General features: G+C 49.9%; 19 protein-coding genes and 1 tRNA gene. 2 read left to right on the plus strand and 18 right to left on the minus strand.

Features of this window, described 5'->3' with window-relative positions; translation table 11 throughout:
• Positions 1–151: 151 nt before the first annotated feature.
• The 13 genes from dnaB to rpsF form a co-directional block, all read right to left on the minus strand.
• Positions 152–1,513 carry a replicative DNA helicase gene (dnaB, locus tag M2108_RS06420; protein ID WP_277467843.1) on the minus strand — a complete coding sequence of 454 codons (1,362 nt, stop codon included), beginning with the start codon at positions 1,511–1,513 and terminating at the stop codon, positions 152–154.
• 1 nt (position 1,514) lies between these two features.
• Positions 1,515–1,961, minus strand: a complete 447-nt coding sequence (gene rplI, locus M2108_RS06425; RefSeq protein ID WP_090716148.1) for a 50S ribosomal protein L9 — start codon at positions 1,959–1,961, stop codon at positions 1,515–1,517.
• Positions 1,958–3,967 (minus strand): DHH family phosphoesterase, encoded by a 2,010-nt coding sequence (locus M2108_RS06430; RefSeq protein ID WP_277467842.1) that lies wholly within the window; start codon positions 3,965–3,967, stop codon positions 1,958–1,960. Before M2108_RS06430 ends, rplI begins: the two co-directional genes overlap by 4 nt.
• A gap of 11 nt (positions 3,968–3,978) precedes the next feature.
• The gene (locus tag M2108_RS06435) at positions 3,979–4,896 is read right to left on the minus strand and encodes a DUF2232 domain-containing protein (protein ID WP_277467841.1); all 918 of its coding nucleotides are present in this window, start codon (positions 4,894–4,896) and stop codon (positions 3,979–3,981) included.
• 6 nt (positions 4,897–4,902) lie between these two features.
• The gene (locus tag M2108_RS06440; RefSeq protein ID WP_198536682.1) at positions 4,903–5,205 is read right to left on the minus strand and encodes a MazG-like family protein; all 303 of its coding nucleotides are present in this window, start codon (positions 5,203–5,205) and stop codon (positions 4,903–4,905) included.
• 191 nt (positions 5,206–5,396) lie between these two features.
• Complete coding sequence (locus M2108_RS06445; protein WP_068729544.1) at positions 5,397–5,834, minus strand: CBS domain-containing protein; 438 nt, start codon at positions 5,832–5,834, stop codon at positions 5,397–5,399.
• Between the two features lie 175 nt (positions 5,835–6,009).
• A complete protein-coding gene (locus tag M2108_RS06450) occupies positions 6,010–7,047 on the minus strand; it encodes an LCP family protein (RefSeq protein ID WP_277467840.1) in 1,038 nt (345 codons plus the stop codon).
• Positions 7,048–7,451: 404 nt separating this feature from the next.
• On the minus strand, positions 7,452–9,158 hold the full coding sequence (gene opp4A / locus M2108_RS06455; RefSeq protein WP_277467839.1) for an oligopeptide ABC transporter substrate-binding protein: 1,707 nt from the start codon (positions 9,156–9,158) through the stop codon (positions 7,452–7,454).
• Between the two features lie 284 nt (positions 9,159–9,442).
• Positions 9,443–11,398, minus strand: coding sequence for an endonuclease MutS2 (locus M2108_RS06460; protein ID WP_277467838.1), 1,956 nt, complete (start codon positions 11,396–11,398; stop codon positions 9,443–9,445).
• A 404-nt stretch (positions 11,399–11,802) separates the two neighbouring features.
• On the minus strand, positions 11,803–12,177 hold the full coding sequence (locus M2108_RS06465; RefSeq protein WP_277467837.1) for a VOC family protein: 375 nt from the start codon (positions 12,175–12,177) through the stop codon (positions 11,803–11,805).
• Positions 12,178–12,400: 223 nt separating this feature from the next.
• Entirely contained in the window at positions 12,401–12,673 is a 273-nt protein-coding gene (gene rpsR / locus M2108_RS06470; RefSeq protein ID WP_019914552.1) for a 30S ribosomal protein S18, read from the minus strand.
• Between the two features lie 21 nt (positions 12,674–12,694).
• Positions 12,695–13,201 carry a single-stranded DNA-binding protein gene (gene ssb, locus M2108_RS06475; RefSeq protein ID WP_039878032.1) on the minus strand — a complete coding sequence of 169 codons (507 nt, stop codon included), beginning with the start codon at positions 13,199–13,201 and terminating at the stop codon, positions 12,695–12,697.
• A 48-nt stretch (positions 13,202–13,249) separates the two neighbouring features.
• Positions 13,250–13,534, minus strand: a complete 285-nt coding sequence (rpsF, locus tag M2108_RS06480; protein WP_025706808.1) for a 30S ribosomal protein S6 — start codon at positions 13,532–13,534, stop codon at positions 13,250–13,252.
• Positions 13,535–13,749: 215 nt separating this feature from the next.
• On the opposite strand from rpsF, the gene M2108_RS06485 reads away from it, so the two are divergent.
• Positions 13,750–13,947, plus strand: coding sequence for a YjzC family protein (locus M2108_RS06485; protein WP_039878033.1), 198 nt, complete (start codon positions 13,750–13,752; stop codon positions 13,945–13,947).
• A gap of 473 nt (positions 13,948–14,420) precedes the next feature.
• On the opposite strand, the gene M2108_RS06490 is transcribed toward M2108_RS06485, so the two are convergent.
• The 4 genes from M2108_RS06490 to M2108_RS06505 all read right to left on the minus strand — a co-directional run bounded on the left by M2108_RS06490 (position 14,421) and on the right by M2108_RS06505 (position 16,081).
• A tRNA-Ser gene (locus tag M2108_RS06490) sits at positions 14,421–14,511 on the minus strand.
• Between the two features lie 43 nt (positions 14,512–14,554).
• Entirely contained in the window at positions 14,555–14,779 is a 225-nt protein-coding gene (locus M2108_RS06495) for a DUF951 domain-containing protein (RefSeq protein ID WP_277467834.1), read from the minus strand.
• The gene (locus M2108_RS06500) at positions 14,779–15,807 is read right to left on the minus strand and encodes a mechanosensitive ion channel family protein (RefSeq protein ID WP_277467833.1); all 1,029 of its coding nucleotides are present in this window, start codon (positions 15,805–15,807) and stop codon (positions 14,779–14,781) included. The genes M2108_RS06495 and M2108_RS06500 overlap by 1 nt, the downstream gene beginning before the upstream one ends.
• Positions 15,808–15,823: 16 nt before the next feature.
• Entirely contained in the window at positions 15,824–16,081 is a 258-nt protein-coding gene (locus tag M2108_RS06505) for a putative Se/S carrier protein (protein ID WP_277468302.1), read from the minus strand.
• A gap of 191 nt (positions 16,082–16,272) precedes the next feature.
• Between M2108_RS06505 and yyaC the strand changes: the two genes are divergently transcribed.
• On the plus strand, positions 16,273–16,881 hold the full coding sequence (yyaC, locus tag M2108_RS06510) for a spore protease YyaC (RefSeq protein ID WP_277467832.1): 609 nt from the start codon (positions 16,273–16,275) through the stop codon (positions 16,879–16,881).
• Here yyaC and M2108_RS06515 read toward each other — a convergent pair.
• Positions 16,853–17,353, minus strand: coding sequence for a DUF4446 family protein (locus tag M2108_RS06515; protein WP_277467831.1), 501 nt, complete (start codon positions 17,351–17,353; stop codon positions 16,853–16,855). The genes yyaC and M2108_RS06515 overlap by 29 nt on opposite strands.
• Positions 17,354–17,362 lie beyond the last annotated feature (9 nt).

Consider the following 17,362-nt stretch of genomic DNA (forward strand, 5'->3'; position numbering starts at 1 on the left):
GTTCTTATGTACGCAGCCCTCCGGACGCTATGCGGGTTTAACCCGCTAAAGCACAATAACCAGTGTAACAGCGGTACTTTTTAATGTCAAATAAAAAACGAACGATCACACAGGTTAATGTATGATCGTTCGGGTATTGTGCATAAATTACTTAACCTGCAAACGGTTCGGAGTGTGCGCGCTCGTAGTTGACGAACTTATTAAAGTTCTTCAGAAATACAAGCTCCACGGTGCCTACAGGACCGTTACGCTGCTTGGCAATAATGATTTCGATAATATTCTTTTTCTCCGTATCCTGGTTATAGTAATCGTCACGGTACAGGAACGCGACGATATCGGCATCCTGCTCGATTGAACCGGATTCACGGAGGTCACTCATCATCGGGCGCTTGTCCTGACGCTGCTCTACACCACGGCTGAGCTGGGACAGGGCAACAACCGGAACGTCCAGCTCACGGGCAATCTGCTTCAGCGTACGGGAAATCTCAGAGACCTCCTGCTGCCGGTTCTCGCCGGGCTTGCCGCGGCCCTGAATCAGCTGCAGGTAGTCGATGACGATCATGCCAAGGCCTTTTTCCTTCTTCAGCCTGCGGCATTTGGCGCGGATATCGGTAACCGTAATCCCGGGAGTATCATCAATGTAAATTTCTGACTCGGCCAAGGCCTGGATCCCCATGGTCAGCTTGGACCAGTCGTCATCATTTTTGAATTCGCCGGTACGCATGATATTGGCATCGAGATTAGCCTCGGCGCAGATCATACGCTGTACCAGCTGGGCCGCCGACATTTCCAGACTGAAGATCGCCACGGTCTCCTGGGCGCGGACCGCTACGTTCTGGGCTATATTCAGCGCGAACGCTGTCTTGCCGACAGAAGGACGGGCAGCAACAATGATCAGGTCATTGCGCTGAAAACCGTTGGTCATATGATCAAGGTCAACGAAGCCGGTCGGAATTCCCGAGGTATTGCCTTTATTCTGATGGAGCATTTCCACACGGTCGAATACCTCCATCACGACATCACGGATGGCAATAAAGCCGCTGCCGCTGCGCCGGTTAGAGATTTCCAGGATCCGCCGCTCGGCATCGCTCAGCATAATCCCTACATCTTCGCCGCCGGTGTAGCCTTCGCTGACAATCTGCGTAGCTGTGCGGATCAGCCGCCGCAGCATCGCCTTTTCTTCAATGATCTGGGCATAGTAGTCCACGTTGGCTGCGGTCGGAACTGCATGGGCCAGCTTAGCCAGATAGCTGACACCGCCGATATCCTCAAGCTCTCCCTTATCCTGTAACCGGGAGGTCAGTGTAATCAGGTCAATCGGCTGGCTCTCTTCTCCGAGCTGCACCATCGCCTCAAAGATCATCTGATGCGGTTTGTCGTAGAAGTCTTCGGTTTGCACCCGCTCCATCGCTGTTATCAGCGCCTCATCATGCAGCAGAACAGCACCTAGTACGGCTTGCTCCGCCTCCAGATTCTGCGGGGGAATCCGATCGAAAAAGAGATCTCCACCCATTTTACTCCTCCGTTACCTGAACCGTGAGGTTAGCCTTTACTTCAGTGTGCAGCTTCACATGAATCTGGAATGTGCCAATATGACGAATAGGATCATTCAGCTCAATCTTGCGTTTGTCGATTACGATACCCTGGGTGGCTGCAAGCGTCTCGGCAATCTGCTTGCTGGTGATAGCCCCGAACAGCCGGCCGCCTTCACCTGATTTTGCTTTCAGCGTCAGGGTGAGCTCGTCCAGCTTCTTGCCAAGCTGTACTGCTTCTTCTTTCTCCTGTTCCTTCTTGCGCTGTTCGGCAGCAGCCTGGTTCTCCAGTGTTTTTACGTTGCCGTCAGTAGCCGGACGTACAAGTCCTCGCGGCAGCAGGAAGTTCGTTGCGTAGCCTTCCGATACCTCTTTAACCTGTCCCTTTTTACCTTGTCCCTTAACATCTTTTATAAAAATGACCTTCATTCGAACAGCCCCTCTTTCGCTTCAATTTCCGCCAGCACTTCAAGCAGTCTGGCCTCTGCTTCCTTACAGGTTCCTTCAAGCTGCACCGCCGCGTTGGACAAGTGTCCGCCGCCGCCCAGCTTCTCCATCACGACCTGCACGTTCATCCGTCCCAGTGAACGCGCGCTGATGCCGATTAGGCCGTCAGGCCGCTCGCTGATGACAAAGGATGCCACCACATTCGTCATGCCCAGGAGAGTATCTGCTGTCTGGGCAATAAGCAGCTGCGGGATTTTCATGCCCGGTGACGTTACAACCAGTGCAATATGATCATACACCATCCGCGCATGTTTGATAATTTCGGCTTTGGAGATATACTCCTGCAGATCCTCCTTCAGCATACGCTGGATCAGGATCGTATCCGCCCCGATCCGCCGCAGGAAGCCTGCCGCCTCAAATGTACGGGAGCCGGTATGGAGGGCAAAATGCTTCGTATCCACCGTAATACCAGCCAGCAGCATGGTCGCCTCCAGCGGGCTTAGCTTAATCTTATCGTGAATATACTGTAGCAGCTCCGTTACCAGCTCACAGGTTGAGGAGGCATACGGCTCCAGATATACCAGCACGGCATCATTGATGAACTCTTCACCCCGCCGGTGATGGTCAACGACCACGATCCGGCTGGCATACTGCACCAGCCGCGGCTCCATAGTCATAGAGGCTTTATGGGTATCTACAACGATGAGCAGCGTATGCTCGGTCATCATCTGCAGTGCCTGCTCGGTGGTGATAAAATTGCTGTACAGCTCCTCATCCCGCTTGATCTGTTCCAGCATCCTGGTTATGGACGGGTTCGGCCCCTCCGTGACAATGCTGGCTTCCACATTGTACATCTGTGCTGCCTTCAGCAGGCCGATTGAAGCACCGATCGCGTCAATGTCAGGCGTGCGGTGTCCCATAATCAGCACCTTGTCACTCTCCTGCATAAGGTCACGCAGGGCATGGGCAATGACCCTTGCCCGGACCCGCGTCCGCTTCTCTGCAGCATTACTCTTGCCGCCGTAGAAGGACAAGCGCTGGCCTGCCTTCACCGCAGCCTGGTCGCCGCCGCGCCCGAGCGCCATATCCAGACTGGACTGCGCCAGCGCCCCGAGCTCGCTTGCAGACTCCGTCCCATAAGCAAGGCCGATGCTCAGCGTCATCGGCACTTTAAGATCAGCCGTCATCTCGCGCACTTCATCGAGAATGACGAACCGGCTCTCCTCCAGCGCCTGCAGGCTGCGGTGATTAAGCAGCATCAGATATCGCTCTGAAGACAGCCGCCGCAGATAGACCTCAAACTGCTTGCTCCATTCCGTAATCTCGCTGGCTACCTTGGCAATCAGCGAAGTCCGCTGCTGATCATCCATGCCCTGGGCGGCCTCATCCAGATTGTCCATCATGACAATACCGATGGCCAGCTTCTCTTCCTCATAGCGTTCACGAAGCACCACAAGCTCCGTAATATCGTATAAGTACAGCATGCGTTCACTGGGAATGATCACCGCCTGGTAATACCGGTCATCCACGGTGATTTCCTGTCTGACATCCTTCAGTGTGCCGGTATCCCTGGCCGCCTCCCGCTTCACCGGCCCGCCTGCGGCCAGTGCAGGCACTACATCAGGCAGCAGCTCCTGCAGCTCTTCACCTACCAGTGTCTTGCGGCTGAAGATTTCGCTGGCGTTGCGGTTATGCCACTCCACAGTTCGGTCCTCACTGTACAGGATGATGCCAAGGGGAAGCATGCTGACCGCCTCGCCTTCAACCCTTTTGATCCGGAAGGACAGCCCGTTGATATACTCCACCAGATTGCGCCGGAACGAGAGCTCCGCCTGCAGCATTGAGAAGCACAGCGTGCCTGCCAGAAACAGGCTGGCCACACCGAGAACCCAGTTATAGCTGCTGACAATGATAATAAGGACCAGCATCAGCAGGAACGCCCATACGGTATGATAGCCGTGCCAGCGTCTTTGCAGAAATTTAGGCATGACCTCTCACCCTATCGTTTCGATTTCTTCACAAACTCCCGCAGCGGGAAGGCAATGTCGATAATACCGATAATCCAAAGTCCCGGTATCCAGAGAACAAGCAGTGACAGCACTACCGCCACAACTTTGCTCCACTTGAGCTCATGGACAATAAAGAACATGAAGCCGATGGTCTGGATAATAAAGACAGCCTGGAGCAGCGGCAGCAGGTTAGCGCTGATCATCGGCATAAAGCCGCTGTCCGAATTGCCGAAGATGAAGCTGATGACGACGCCAATCAGATAGTACCAGATAAACGATCTGGAGAGTCTCCATTCACGTGCAGGCTTCAGTTTCGGAACCGCATATTCCATACTGTTAAGAATAGGACGGACAATGGAATGGGTAATTACAGCCATTATAAAAGAGCTCATAATCAGCGTTATTGGAATAACCTGTATGGTCATAAAGCTGATATCACTTACATCCTTGGATGTGAGAATGAATTCACTGGCCAGCGGGTTGCCTGTGCCAAGTTCAGCCAGTATGTCTGCAACCATCTGCACCGTATCTGTTACATAACTGGTTAGGCTAAAATCAAACAACGCGGTACCCACGACAAGAAGCAGCAGAAACTGTCCAAGAATCGTAATAGTTCCGGCCAGAATGGTTGACAATGCCGAGGCGTGCTTCCTGTACCATCTTCCCATCACGAGCGCAGGAATCAGGAAATAAAGCGCTAACAGCACATAGACAGGTGTAATCAGACCCACGATCAGCAGGACTGGCAATAGATGGAGAATAAACTGTTTCGTGTTCAGGGTAGTGAACAGCACTACAGCCGGAATGATCAGAAATAGTGTAGTAATAATGAGCAGCGGGGTGGATAGGGATAACAGCAGCAGTAAGTATGCGATGCTCCATGCCACAGATGTCCAGCGGAATTTCAACAGTTTTCACCTCTTACGCATATGTTCTTCTAGTGCAGATATATCATTGTACCATTCTTCAAGCTGATGCCCTTCCTGCCTGTGCTTCCTTAGCTTCTCCAGCAGCAGGTCATCAAGCTCCCGGTAAGGGAGTCCAAGCCGGCGTCCCAGGATGTAAGAGCTCATAATCAGGCTGGCCAGACTGTCACCGACACGGGCGGTACTGCCTTCCCAAAGCGCCTTAAACAACCGTGAGACTTGGTCGATCACTTCGGTCTTTAACCACTCAATTACTTTGGCGCGTTTGGCTACATCCAGATCCTTCGGCACATTCGGCACGTCTCTCTACCTCCGGCAAAAGCATTATTCTCCATTATAGCATAAATATTTCCCGGTCACACGGAACTCCCCGCCCCGAAAAGCCTTAGCTAAAGGGCCCTTCAAAAAAGGCCCGCATTCCGTTATATGCCGGAAATACAGGCCTTATCAGTGCTCCATCTGCTTCTGCAATCAGTTAATCATTATAATGATTCCTGCGCCTGGGCTTGCGATTGACGCGAAACGACCTTCTCACAGTATTCAATAATCTGGCTCCGGCGGACAATACCGATGAAACGGTTCATATCATCGACCACCGGCACGAAATTCTGCACCTTGGCCAGATTAATCAGATCCTCCATATCAGCATCAATGGATACCGGCAGATTATTCATCCGCAGCGGTACATCCTTAAGCAGAAATTTGGAAGCATTCTCAAAAGTAACCGTTCCGCCTGAATCCTTCATGTACCACAGCAGATCGCCTTCTGTTACCGTTCCGGCGTATTCTCCGTTCCTGTTAAGAATCGGTACAGCAGTATAGCGGTGAAATTCCATCCTTTCCAGGGTCTGGCGCAGCGTCGAATCCAGTGTAACGCAGGCCACCTCCTGTTTGGGAAGTAAAAAAAACGCAATATTCATCTCTGATCCTCCTCAAAGAATTCCGAAGGAATTAACCCTGCTTCTAAGGGCACCCGTAATCATACGTTTCACCCGGCGAGTCGTTCCATTTCATTATACCACGAAGACAGTAAGCAGCAGCCACTAACATTACACATGGCTGCTGCATTTATACTCCTATGGTATTTACGTGCGGTTATTCTGCTGTTGCTGTAGCCTTCGGCTCCAGTGCATTCGCCGCTTTGCCGGGCTCAATCAGCTGACTGACCGGTGTGCTGGCATTCATCCAGTTATCGATCATGGCCTGCGCCTCACTCAAATCCTCTTCATCAACAATATCGTAATACACTCCGTCAATTTTTTTGCCTTCGCCCATAACGGTAAAGCTGGAGATATCCATGTCCTTGCCGCCCATGAACTTTTTGGCCAGGCTGATAATCAGCGAAGGCTCCATGTCTGTCTTGAAATTCTCGCCCATAATATCAAGCAGCTCAGGGATTTTGCCGATTTGGCTGATCGATAACATTTTATTCGCAACCACATCAATAAAGACCTGCTGGCGCTTGGTCCGGTTAAAATCACTGTCCTCCCGGTAACGGGTATAGTTGAGTGCCTCTTCACCGTTATAATTGGATTTGCCGCCTTCAATAGTGAATTTCTCATGATCGGCGCCTTTGTTGACAATATCCTTCTTGATGGGCAGCGGAACGCCGCCAATGGCATCCACTGCATCCTTCAGGCCCTGGAAGTTAATGGTGGCATAATACTGGATATCATGTCCGAGCAGTGCCTCCAGTGTATCTTTGGCCATCTGCTGGCCGCCGAATGCATAGGCATGGGTGATTTTGTCTTTTTTGTTGTCCCTGTGTCCGATAATTTCCGTGTACGTATCACGGGGAATGGAGATCAGCAGGAGCTTGTAATCCTCCGGCCGGACAACGGCGTAGATCATCGTATCGGAACGTGCGGTTTCATTGCCGCGCTGGTCTGTTCCTAGCAGCATCAGTGAGAACGGGTCGCTTTTGAATACAACGGGCTCCGGTTTAACTGTAGTCGTACTATCCTTAACCAGCGGCACATAGGATTCCTCTTTCAGCTTCGCCTCTACCCGGTCAGAAAGGAACAGGTCAAAGGCAAGCACTGCAAGCTGCTTCTGGAACAGAAATCCTCCTGCAATAATGACGGCCAGAGCTATAAGGGCTATATACCTTTTCTTCAGCTTATTCTTATTCATAAAATGAATTCCTTCTTTATCGTGGAATAAAATCATTGCTTGTAATCTATTTACAATGGCTGCCCACATCCTGGCAGGCGCTCATGTCCGGACTTCTCTCGGCTGCTGTTTCTTTGCCCTATTCGGTCTTAGTGTTCCCCCTTTCAGGAATTAGGGTCGTTCTATTTGTAGAATAAACCTGGAAAACGGCTTTGACACAAACAATATTTCTATTGTAATCACTTGGCCTGTAAAAAGAAATAACAAAAAACGACAATTTCAATACTGCAGCAGCCGGTCGTTCCTAAAGTATATGACGTGCTAAATCCGCTTTTGATTTTATTTTCACCAAAAAAGCAGAATCTTCCGGTCCGCAGCCCTTCTGCCGCTGATCCTTCAGGTTCTGCTTAATATTCAGTAATCCACTATTTAATCCACCATTTATCGGGCTCATTGATATTGCTGATGGAGTTGACCCGCACGCCCTGCAGGCGTTTGCTTACGGCGGTAATGTTCATCCGTTCCGCGAAAAAGATCATCGGCACCTCTTCATTGATAAGCTGCTGCCATTCATGGTAGACCTGCTTGCGGTAATCCCTGTCATAAGCCTTGGCCTGCACGCCTTCAAGGATCAGCTCTTCGCTTCGCTCAGATGACCAGCGGGAATAATTCCACAGATCAGAGGCGCGCCACAGCCCGGATGGATCAGGATCACTGGCGAGTCCCCATACCCCATTAAACACCTCCACCGTCGGATCATCGTTCTCAACAGCTTCATAAAAGGTGTTCAAATCCTTGAGTTTGCCCCCATTAAGCTGCACATTAAGGCCAATGTCGCGCCAGTTCTGCATAATCGCCTGCGTGCGCTCTTGCGCTGTTGCGTTCCCGCTCATCGCATCATAGCGGATAATAAGCTTTTGTCCCTGCGGATCTTCACGCCAGCCGTCGTTGTCTATATCGGTATACCCCGCTTCCTGCAGCAGTGTCTCCGCCTTCTGCGGGTCATAGGGATACGTGTTAATTTCAGAGTCCGGTATTTTGGCCCAGCTGGTGCTTGGGATCGGCGTTTCAATCAATTCACCCAGACCGTAAGAGAAGCGGTCAATGATTCCCTCCCGGTCCAGCGCATAATACATGGCCTGCCGCAGGCGCTTATCAGCAAACTTAGGGTTGTCCATCACATTCTGCCGGGCTGACTCGTCCCAGTGTCCGAATTTGAAGCCTATGTATTCGTATGACAGTTCTGCCGATTGCATTAGCGTTATGTTGTCAAGCTGTTGAAGTGCAGAATACGTATCCCTTGGTACAGTACCGATATCAATGCTGCCATCTTCCAGCAGTCCGGTTAATTCTTCGTCCCCGACGACTTTATAGTCAACTCCGTCCAGCAGCGCCTTACCCTTATAATAGTTATCAAATCTCTTCATCCGGACAAGCTGGCCGGGCTGAATCTCCGTCACCTCAAAGGGTCCGATACCGATCGGCCTCTTGCGCACCTGGTCGCTGTCCGCCATATCCTTCACTGCGACTCCCTCAAAATATTTTTTGTTCATCGGATACGGCCACAGATTATCGATCGTATTCACCCGGGCAGAATTTACTGTAATCTTCAGCGTATACGGGTCGATGACCTTGACTCCCGCCAGTTCGTCCGTTTCCCCCCGGTGATAGGCTTCTGCCCCTTTAATCATCTCTACACTATAGTATCTGGGACCCGTATAATCAGGACTGGCGATGGTCTCCAGTGCGAATTTCCAGTCCTCAACCGTCAGCTCATCACCGTTATGCCAGCGGACCCCAGGCCTGATTTTGAAGGTAAACACGGTATGATCCTCCGATTCCTTCCAGGATGCGATATTGGGAACGGTTGTCAGGTCATCTCTTACCGTGAACATGCCTTCCGTAATGAAATCCAGCACATTGGAATCATCCTCACCTTCAAAAAAGGCAGGATCAAACATTCCCTGAAACGGGGAGGTATAAGCATAAGTAATTGTACCGCCCGGCACAGCTTTCTCTTCAGCTTTACTGTAACGTACCGCGTAGGAATTACTGTTTGTCCCCGCGCCATTGCATGCTGTCAATATGCAGGTAATGAGCAGCAGCAAAGTGCCGATCTTGGATTTATGCATGTAGTTCTTCCTTTCTAAGGTACAGCCTAATAATGTAAGCGTTTTCTAACGATTATTATTTTAAATCATATCCCGTTAAACTCCAATTACATTCCATATAAAGTTATATATATCATGTACTGCGTAAATTTTATATTTATCAATTTTATCAGCTACAACTTAGAGAATAACGAATATTGCCCGGAATGGGAAGTCAATAATTGGAGACTCTATGTTTGGAAGCTATATTTGCAGCTTAAAAAGCCTGCCTTTTCGGGCAGGCCTAAACGTGTCTTGTAACCGGTTTATGTCTCTTCCTCCGTATGGATAACGCTAAGTCCCTCAACATGCCTTTTCCGCATCAGCTTGCGCTTTTTCCGGTTTTCCTTACTCTCGAAAAGGATATCAAAGTCATAGTCCTCCGGGTACAGCTTATCTTTTGACAGGTATGGCTTCAGACGTTTATGGTTTATGCGCATTTTTTCCTTCTGGACCATTACCCCGACAATGCCCATGCTGTCCTGTCTTGCATAGACAATTCCCGTCCGGTCAAGGGAAGTGATATATACTGCATCACCGATTTCAAAGCCGGAGTCGGCCGTTTTACCGTTCTTCAGGTGACTGCTATCCTCTTTCTCCTCCTGAAATCCACCTTCAGTGCTTCCAGGCGTTTTATAACCGGGATTAGGCTTTATAGCTGCTTTTCTGCCAGCACCGCTGATACGGCCTCCAGGTGTCCGCTGCTGCTCTGCAAGCTCATGCGACCGCCGGATCACCTCAGCCGGAATGCCGAGCTTCTCGGCAATCTGCAGGGCATAGCTTTCGCCTGCCTCACCGATGGTCAGCTTATACAGCGGCTGCAGCGTATGTTTGTCGAACTCCATCCGTGCATTCTCAAAGCCCGGAGTAGAAGCGGCGAACGCTTTTAATTCATTAAAATGTGTTGTAACGATAATATTGGCTCCCTTGCGGTTTAGCTCTTCAAGTATAGCAATGGAAAGGGCAAAGCCCTCACCCGGGTCCGTTCCGGCAGCCAGCTCATCGATCAGCAGCAGTACGTCCCTGCCTGCAGCGCGCAGCATGCCCTCAATGCTCTTCATCTGGGCCGAGAAGGTGCTGAGCGACTGGGTCAGGCTCTGGCCGTCTCCGATCACGCTGATAATGTCCCGGAATACAGCAAAGTCACTATGCTCCTCCACAGGAACAAGCAGTCCGGATTGCGCCATGGCTGCCAGCAGCCCGAGTGTTTTGAGTACAACGGTTTTTCCGCCGGTATTAGGGCCTGTGACGATCAGCGACTTATAGCCGTGACCGAATTCCAGGCTGACCGGCACCATATCCTTCAGCTCGGGGTGCCTTCCGCCATTCATCCGGAACCATCCCCGCTCATTCAGCTTCACATTCCGCGCCCCAATACTCCGGGCATATTTAGCTTTGGCAAAGATGAAATCGTAGGTGCCTGTCACCTCGATATTAATGCGCAGCGCCTCCTGCTCACGCTCCACAAGGCCGCTCAGCATGCTCAGGATAATGCCCTCCTCTCTCGCCTCCTCAGCTGTGAGGAGCTCTAACTCGCCCTGGAGGGCAGCAACCTCGTAAGGCTCTACGAATACAGTCTGCCCGCTCGTCGACTGATCGAGCACAGCCCCCTTTACCTGCTTATGGTACTCCCTCTTCACGGGTATAACGTATCTGCCGCCCCGCATACTGACCAGACTCTCCTGCAGGATCGACTGATGCCGGGACATAATGCTCTCCAGCTTGCGCTGCAGCCGCTCCTTAGCCACTGTCAGCCGTTTCCGCACCCGCTCCAGCCCTTTGCTGGCCTGGCTCTCAATGACACCAAACCGGATACAGCGTTCGATTTCATCCCTTAGCTGCCGCAGCTCCTGCAGCGAAGCCCCATAGGCCGCAATCCGCGGTGCGCTCTGCTCCTTGGAGGCCATGTATTTACGAAGCTGGCTGCAGCTGTTCAGAAAGGTTGCAATGGCTGTGAAGTCCTGCTCATTGTATAAATATCCCGTCCCCATCAGCGAGATTATCCATTCCATGCCCTCAAGGGACGGCAACGGCACGCTTGCCCCGCGCTCCAGCAGCTCCTTAGCCTCCTCCGTTTCTTCAAGCGCCCGCTGTATTGCCGGAAGATAAACCATCGGAGCGAGCTCCCCTGCCAGCCTTTTCCCTTCATAGGAAACCGCGTACCGCGTGACCTCACCTTTGATTTCCTCATATCCGAGTGTGCACAGACTTTCTGTATTCACTGATAATCCTCCTTTTTTCCTGCCTGTAGTATAAACAGCTCCTGATAACGCAAAAAAGGGCAAAGACTGCACAATGCAGTCCTTGCCCTCACCTAGATGGTATTGCCCCTTTGGAAAACAGAAAAAACCGTGCTCAAGAGCACGGTTTATCACAAAGAGAACAATAGCCGAAAAAGAGGCCAATGTTGACGCTTCGCGTGTTCTTAACTAATCATCCACCATGAACACAGGTAATAAGCATGCTATCGCACATACTTAAACAGAGCAAGCCCTCAGCTAAAACTGAACCTGCTAATGCCTATCTTCAGGTGATATGAAATTGCTTAGTTAAGAACGCTCACCGACATCAAAATTTCCCCTTTTGTTATAGGATACCTGTAATTTACTACATTCCGCCGATCACGTCAATTGCCGGCGAAATAATTAAACACCCAGGTAATACCGTTTTTAACATCTGATACTTGTCCATGAAGCGCCCCGAAAAAGGTCTTCTGCAGCTCTACCTGAACTTTACCGCCGTCTTCAACCAGCCTGCCGTAGATGGCACGCAGCTCTTCTTCGCTCTCCAGTGCCATAATGATGCTGACATTGGCTGTCTTGGCACCGCGGCCGTAATCATCCGAGAAATGGATCAGGCTGGAGCCCAGGTGCAGCTCCGCATGCAGCAGCTTGCCGTTATGCTCGTTCAGCACCTTAATTTCGCCGCCAAATACGCTCTGGTAGTAATCGACCGATTCCCGCACATTTTCAATTATTATATAAGGGCTTGCACTGATCATGGTTATGCCTCCAGGATTTTTAATTGGACAGCTGCTGTGTGCCGCCGTCATTGCTTATTATTATATACAATTGCGGTGATAGCTACCAAGGCTTTATGAATCCTGGCTATTGAATGCTGAACACACCAAACAACCCCGCACAGGTACATTGAGAGGCTCTCAAAACATAAATCCTTATCAATCAAAAAAGCAGCCGGCTTAGCCGGCTGCTTCATAAAACGTCCTATTCCGTTGTGTAAGGCAGCAGCGCGATTTGACGCGAGCGTTTTACAGCAATGGTCAGAGCGCGTTGGTATTTTGCACTTGTACCAGTTACACGACGCGGCAGAATCTTTCCGCGTTCGCTGATGAACTTCTTGAGAAGCTCAGTGTCTTTATAGTCAATGTGAGTAATTTTGTTCACAGTGAAGTAGCACACTTTTTTGCGCTTGTTGCGTCCACCACGACGTGCCGGTCTTTTGTCGTTGTCTCCGCCTTCTCTTTGTTTGAAAGCCATGTTCTTTTCAGTCCTTCCTTATTAAAATGGCAAATCATCATCCGATATATCGATCGGTTTTCCATCGCCCGAAAAAGGATCTTGATTATTGTTGCTGCGCGAGAAATTATTGTTATTTCCGCGTGCACTGTTACCGCCGTTACCGCCGCCATAGGCAGGCTCTTCAGGCATACTTCCGCCACTCGGTGCATTTCCGCCTTCACGGTTCTGCGAGGATTCCAGGAAACGGACATTATCAGCAATAACTTCAGTTACGTATACACGTTTGCCTTCGTTATTCTCATAGTTCCGTACTTGGATGCGTCCTTCTACGGCTGCCAGACGTCCTTTGCGCAAATAATTGGCACAGGTCTCAGCCAGCTGTCTCCAGGTTACTACCGGGATGAAGTCCGCTTCGCGTTCACCGTTCTGGCCCGTAAAGTTACGGTCTACGGCAAGCGTAAACTGTGTTACGGCAACACCAGCGGGAGTATAACGAAGTTCCGGGTCACGGGTCAACCGACCGATCAGAATGATACGGTTCAACAATTCAATCCCCTCCTTATAGCGCGATTTGTTACAAAGCTTGTCTGGATCTTAGGCAACGTCGTTCGTAATGAGATAACGAATAACTTCGTCGGAAATCTTCATGATACGCTCAAGCTCAGTAACTACTGCAGGTTCTGCAGTGAAGTTAACCAATACATAAACGCCATCACGGAATTTCTTGATCTCATACGCAAGACGGCGTTTACCCTGCACATCGTGCTTTGTAATTTCCCCGCCGTTGGAGATGATGCCTTGGAATTTTTCGACTGCTGCTTGAACGGCTTCTTGTTCAATATCAGGACGAATAATGTACATCACTTCGTATTTGCGCATAAATTTCACCTCCTTATGGTCTTCGGCCCCTGATCACGTCAGGAGCAAGGAGCGAGCACAAACATAGACTCGCACCAAATCAGTTTACCAAATTGATCTGCCGATTGCAAGTAATATCATACAACAGATCCCGCAGGACTTTTTAACTACATGAAGCCTTCTGAAGCTGCACACAATAGATCTGTAATTATCACTCTTGAGAAGGAGGATTTATAATGGGCGAGCAGACAGAATATGAAAAAGGGGACCGGGCACCGAACCCGGGTGTTTACACAGAGGTAGGCGAAGCGCGCAGCTTCCATACTCAAATCCAGAATCCAAAGCGGATTACAATGGAGAAAGGCGATATTTTTCCCGAGACAACCAACAAGGACCGTAAATGGAAAAAGGTCGAAAAGGCGCGTGTCCATTAATTTTCGGCCCATGTATAAAAACCATTCAGACGCACATAATAATCTCAGGCAGTACAAAAGAGAGGTGTGGTTCCGTTGTACGTCAATGACGAACACAATCACTGGGATTCTGATTCAGCAACTACTGTAACCCGGGAACCGTGAAGCTGGCCCTCAAGTAGAAATGGCTTTGCCGTCCTCAAAGACGGTATCCGTTTCTGCGGGAAAGGTAAGGATAAAGTATGAGGCAACTTATACTTTCTTATCTTTTAAAAAAGGCATCAGCTTTTGCAATACCCAGCACTTTAGCGGCTTTAGACAGAAATAATCCGAACATCATTGATGTACTGCCTCTGGAGGGAGATCCGCAAGGATCTCCCTTTTTGCGTGCATTTAACGGTACCTCCGCCCGCCTCCCTGAACGCAGTAATTGTACACAAAAAAACCTCCGCAGCAGCGAAGGTCTGATTAGTAATATTATTAGAAAGCTGTGGTGGCGGAGAGGGTGGGATTCGAACCCACGCACGCTTTGACACGCCTAACTGATTTCGAGTCAGCCCCCTTGGGCCTCTTGGGTACCTCTCCGCAGCAAGACCTATTGTATCATGGCGTATTTGCTTTTGCAAGCTTAAATATTGTGCCCGTCCGATTCTGTTGAAGCACTCTTTGAGCGGAGTACTTTTTTGAGATTTTTCTCGAACTTGGCACGGGGAATCAGTACGCTGTGCTGGCAGCCGGTGCATTTTATGCGGATATCCATCCCCATCCGGATGATCTCCATTTCGTTCGTTCCGCAGGGATGGGGTTTTTTCATCAGCACAATATCCCCGAGTTCAAAGACCTTCCGTTCCATCAGTTATCCCCCTCTTCTCCCTCTTGGGCAGCTGCAATCTGCCTTCTCGGGATCGCTCCTGCCGTCTCACTGGCTTCCCTGGCTGTTTTTACAAGCTCAGCCTCTATTGCCGTTCTTGATGCCTGCTCTTCCTGCTCCAGGGCTTTACGCGCTGCCTCAGCCTCTTCCTGGGCTGTCTGCTTCTCCAGAGCCTGTTTGATATCGCTCTGAATCTGCCGCTGCGCAGCTTCCCGGGCATTAGGCTGGCAGTTGGCGGCTACACGAATCACAAACTCCGATGTGCTCATGGACTGAATACCGAGAATATTCGGGTAAGCGATAATGTTGTCGCTACGCTCCTCAATTCCCTGCAGTGCTTCACCTATCAGGGCAAGCGTATTTTCCAGCCCCCGCTCGATCTTCACCGGCACATCCACCACAGCCATCGCATTAGCCAAGGAATAGTTGGTTACATTGACAATTGAGCCGTTAGGAACAATATGAACCTCACCTGTAAAGCTGAGCAGCCGGGTCGTTCTGAGTCCAATCATCTCTACGGTTCCTTTATAAGTACCAGTCTGGATCACATCGCCTACTGCAAACTGATCTTCAAAAATGATAAAGAAGCCGGTAATTACATCCTTGACCAAACTTTGCGCTCCAAACCCGATAGCCAGACCGACTACACCTGCACCGGCCAGCAGCGGGCCCAGATCAAAGTTGAATTCGGAAAGAATCAGCATAATCATGATAAAATTACAGATGACCGTGACCACATTTTTCAGAAGCCCGCCCACAGTAGAAAAGCGCCGGCTGTTCGCCAGCAGTCTGCTTCCTGTTACCTCTTTTTCCATTGAACGGTCAATGACTTTGTAGACTACTTTTATAATCAGCCGGGTCAAAAGAAAAATAGCCAGAATTCTGAGTCCCGAAAACAAAACATTCGCCCACATATCAGCATCCGTTAACCAGTTCCACACCTTATCCTTGAACCGGACAGCATCATCCAAAGCACCAGATGCCGCAGATTCCAACAACCAGGTTTGCATTCAGGTCCCTCCCTCTTTAATCATGTATCTCTATATACCCGTTTCCCTCTTCATTCCTGCCGAAAATTCCGCGGATTTCCACGTTCTGTCCAGCAATGATTTCTCTCACCCCTGCCAGATCCTCGCGAAAAAATTGAATCGACATCGCACAGCCTGCTGTAATTTCCTTTGGAGTCGGGAAGATATCAATTTCCATTTCCGCATACTCCAGCAGCATTTCTGCACGCAGTGCCTGCTGGGTTGAGTCAAACGCAATCAGCAGCTCTTCCCCCATCTCCATCGCTCCCTCTGGTCTTAAGGTCCTATCTCTTGCACCTGTAGTATAAAAAGCTTTTTTCATCCATATACTAGGATCATCAACACTCTCCTGCGGAATAGCGCCATAGCTTATCAGCAATCTTTGAAGTGGAATGAACATCCTGCTGGTATTTTCGTAGAAGCTCCGCCTGAAGAAAGGAAGGTTATATGAATTTATCTTCTAAAGCTGTACCGCTGCCAGAGCCGTCCTGCCTTAAAATATCACATGCTGATCCAAATATTTTTTCGGCCATAACTCACCGTCTGCTGTTTCACTTTTCACGTACCCGCCCGGATACCCCGATCGTTATTGTATGTGTCGGCACTGACCGCTCCACCGGTGATTCGCTGGGCCCTCTTGTGGGCACTGCTTTATCCCGCTTCCACAGTCCGTTATTCCATCTGTACGGAACTTTGGACGAGCCGGTGCACGCCGTTAATTTGGAGGAGACACTAACGCTCATTTATAACAAGCATAATGATCCTTTTATTATCGGCATTGATGCCTGCCTGGGGCATTCAGCCAGCGTGGGCTGCATACAGGTCGTTGACGGTCCTCTGCGCCCTGGTGCCGGTGTCAACAAGCAGCTGCCTCCTGTCGGAGATATTCATTTAACCGGTATTGTCAATGTGGGCGGATTCATGGAATACTTTGTGCTTCAGAATACCCGCCTGAGCCTCGTCATGCGCTTATCGGACATCATTGCCGTCAGCCTCTACTCTGCCTTAAAACAATGGAACCTCCATGCTAAATCTGCTGCTGCGCTTGAGCAATAACTTCCTTCTCTTCCGGGGACAATGGATATTGCGATGACCCGTTCTCAAGCGGTTTGGCATAGATATAAGAATTCTCCCGGTTATGCAGACTTGTTAAGACTACACCGTTACTGCCGTCATCTATAATGGCTATGGAGAAGCTCAGGTCGCTTCCACGCTCACCAAAAGCGTTGTACCGCTTCACAGCCACTTTGGATTTCATGCCGTGCATTTTATTCTGGGCCGCTTCAATCAGCGTCTTATGTTCACGCTGTTCTTCATCCAGACGCTCACTTTGATTTTTCAGATCAATCAGCAGACTTTCCAAATCCTCAATACCATTACCGCCCATCATTGCCTCATACTTACGCCGCATCCTGCGGAGCCTGCTGCCTTGAACAATCTGCATAATCAACAATATTAATATGATCATTACTGCAGCGAACATAACCAGAGAAATTTGTTCATTAATCATTTGATTCAGCTCTAACATGTATGGACC

This window comes from Paenibacillus sp. PastM-3 (assembly GCF_029893965.1).
GTDB lineage: Bacteria > Bacillota > Bacilli > Paenibacillales > Paenibacillaceae > Paenibacillus_AQ.